Source organism: Erysipelatoclostridium sp. An15, assembly GCF_002160675.1.
Lineage (GTDB): Bacteria > Bacillota_I > Bacilli_A > Erysipelotrichales > Coprobacillaceae > Thomasclavelia > Thomasclavelia merdavium.
Genome location: NZ_NFLA01000095.1, coordinates 1 through 2568, shown reverse-complemented (window position 1 = coordinate 2568; position 2568 = coordinate 1). Strand labels below are relative to the sequence as shown.

The window sequence follows — 2568 nt, the reverse complement described above, 5'->3', positions numbered from 1 at the left end:
TGTTTAAATTCATCACTATAGGTTCTTCTTTCTCTTGCCATTTTAGTTTACCTCACTTTTACTTTCTAAATTGTAACAGTTCTCTTAGAAACTGTCCAATTTAGTGTAACCTATCCAAATATCTTATAGATATATTTATGAAATAATAAAAGAATATGTGGAGGTAGAGTTATGTCAAGATCATTAGAAGAAACACTGGTTGCTTTTGCCGAAAAATATCAAGGTGATTTTAAAGAAATTTTTAAGGCTGTCGCTTATAAAGAAAGATTAACAGATAATGAAATCGATAAGCTGAATGATAATGTTGATGAAAAATATGTAACTGTCATGTCTGAAGATTATCCTGAAGTTCTGAAAGGAATAGACTGTCCACCAATTGTCATGTTTTATGAAGGCAATATGGATCTGGTAAGCGAAGAAGTCTATGAAATTGCAAGTCCTTTGGATAAATCTAAGAGAGTTTTCTTTAAATTGGATATTACCAATGATGGGATGGATTATTTTATTGGGTGTGAAAACAGTCATGATCTTGTAAAGCTCGTAGACTTTTTCATTGACCAGTCATATCACGCATTAATAAAAAGAGAGTGGTTAAACAGATTTAAGATAACAAATTATGAACATGCATATAGATTAGTATTTGAATACATAGAAGGATTTTATAACACGATAAGAGTACATTCACATTGTGATTATAAATCACCAAATGAATATGAGCAAGACTATCTAATCAGTAATAATTAATTAAATTTCTCATATTTATATGGTCCAAAATCTTGACATAGTACCACGTTGATTTAAGTCAAAACATGAAATTGAAAAATCTATATAAAGTATTACCTAAGACAGGAAGGCTTCAATATAATTCAATAAATATGAAAGAATATCAGCCGATCATTAAATCAATTATTGATGATCTTATCAACAGTGATGAAAAATTAAGTCAACAATTTCATCAGTATATGAAAAAACTAGATATGCTTCAGGAAGTCATGGAAGAACAGGGTGGAGACATAAGCAGTATCAAAGAAGCAGAGCTTAATAAATTTTACGAACGAGTAGGGAATTATATTTTACAGAATTATAAAAAAAGCGAATATACTTATAATCAGACTGATGGTAAAAAAGTCAGTTCATCTTCAAAGAAAAGAAACTATCGTACCAGAAAATATTTGTCTGAAATAAGAATCAAATCATATATTTTAGAAGTAGCTAGTGAACAGCAAAGAGAAATAGATAAAGCTATTGAGGAATATAATAAAAGGATGGAAAATCAATTATTAGTATAATTCTTCTAAAAATATTACGTTGAATAATTCTTAATAGATGTGTATAATAATGATGTAAGGAGTGATTGTTATGCCAGTTATTAAACCTATTTCAGATTTAAGAAATTATAATCAAGTGCTAGAAAAAGTATCTGTTGGTTCACCTGTTTATTTGACAAAAAATGGTCATGGTTGTTATACGATTATGGATATCAATGAACAGGAGGAAATGTATGAAAAAGCAATGAAGTATGATAAGCTTGTTGCTGAGATGGAACTTATGAGCATGTTGAATGAAAGTGTTGTTTCTGCTAATGAAGAAGGATGGATTGATGAAGATGAAATGCTAAAACATTTTGAAAAGAGATTCAACAATGATTAAAATATTTTATTCACCAAAATCAAGAAAAGATTTGGATAGAATTTATGATTATATTTATGATGATTTGAATAATCCGATTGCAGCAGAAAAAACAGCAAAAGGAATTCTCAATAAAATTGGTGAACTTAAGGAATATCCCCAGCTTGGAACGGTATGGTATTTAGAAAATAATATTGATAGTGGGTTTCGATTTTTAAGATGTGATAATTACATTATATTTTATCAAATTACTAAAGAAACTATTTTGATTGTACGAATACTACATCGCCTGCAGGATTATGTTAAACAGTTATTTTAAGAAAAGATACCAATTTTACATGGTAAATTTACCGTGTAAAATTGATATTGTTATTGACAATCAATATAGGAAGGTGATGAAGGGTGATTTTTAAATCATCGGCAATGTTAAAAAATAAATATTCAACTATTTCTAAGTTAGCTAAAGAATCTGAAGAACCAATATTTATCATAGAGAATGGTATATGTGATGGCGTTTTTATGAGCATTGAAACATTTGAAAAAAGAGAACAGTTATTAGATTTAAGTGTCAGTATATTGGAAGCAGAAATCAGTAGATTAAATGGGAAGCCAACAATGAGTGCTTCGGAAGCCAGGAAGATGCTTATAAAAAGAAAATGTTGATAAAATGTGGAGTCAAAATTTGTTCCTATATCTGGAAAAATATAATTTTTATAGGTGTTTTATAAAATTTTGTTGATATAGACATTTTTCAAAAAAAAGATTATATCATATAGGATTTAAAATGTATGTTATCAACAAAAAATATGTTTGTATTATAAAATGTGCAGATAGCATCTTGGATAGGTTACACTAAATTGGACAGTTTCTAAGAGAACTGTTACAATTTAGTGTAACCTATCCACCAACACATTTATCAGAGTTCAATCAAGAAATAAT

5 protein-coding genes are annotated in these 2568 nt (G+C 28.4%); all 5 read left to right on the top strand.

Annotation, left to right across the window (positions count from 1 at the left end; translation table 11 throughout):
• Positions 1–171: 171 nt before the first annotated feature.
• Positions 172–744 (top strand): IS3 family transposase, encoded by a 573-nt coding sequence (locus tag B5E92_RS15985; RefSeq protein WP_204215303.1) that lies wholly within the window; start codon positions 172–174, stop codon positions 742–744.
• 65 nt (positions 745–809) lie between these two features.
• Positions 810–1289 (top strand): relaxase MobL, encoded by a 480-nt coding sequence (gene mobL, locus B5E92_RS15070; protein WP_143357604.1) that lies wholly within the window; start codon positions 810–812, stop codon positions 1287–1289.
• A 70-nt stretch (positions 1290–1359) separates the two neighbouring features.
• Entirely contained in the window at positions 1360–1650 is a 291-nt protein-coding gene (locus B5E92_RS15065) for a type II toxin-antitoxin system Phd/YefM family antitoxin (RefSeq protein ID WP_087303509.1), read from the top strand.
• Positions 1643–1948 (top strand): type II toxin-antitoxin system RelE/ParE family toxin, encoded by a 306-nt coding sequence (locus tag B5E92_RS15060; protein ID WP_087303507.1) that lies wholly within the window; start codon positions 1643–1645, stop codon positions 1946–1948. Before B5E92_RS15065 ends, B5E92_RS15060 begins: the two co-directional genes overlap by 8 nt.
• An 83-nt stretch (positions 1949–2031) precedes the next feature.
• The gene (locus B5E92_RS15055) at positions 2032–2292 is read left to right on the top strand and encodes a prevent-host-death protein (RefSeq protein WP_087303505.1); all 261 of its coding nucleotides are present in this window, start codon (positions 2032–2034) and stop codon (positions 2290–2292) included.
• Positions 2293–2568: the final 276 nt, after the last annotated feature.

Excerpts from the sequence above, each read along its gene's own strand:
- B5E92_RS15985 (WP_204215303.1), top strand. The coding sequence starts at position 172 with ATGTCAAGATCATTAGAAGAAACACTGGTTGCTTTTGCCGAAAAATAT.
- B5E92_RS15065 (WP_087303509.1), top strand. The coding sequence starts at position 1,360 with ATGCCAGTTATTAAACCTATTTCAGATTTAAGAAATTATAATCAAGTG.
- mobL (WP_143357604.1), top strand. The coding sequence starts at position 810 with ATGAAATTGAAAAATCTATATAAAGTATTACCTAAGACAGGAAGGCTT.
- B5E92_RS15060 (WP_087303507.1), top strand. The coding sequence starts at position 1,643 with ATGATTAAAATATTTTATTCACCAAAATCAAGAAAAGATTTGGATAGA.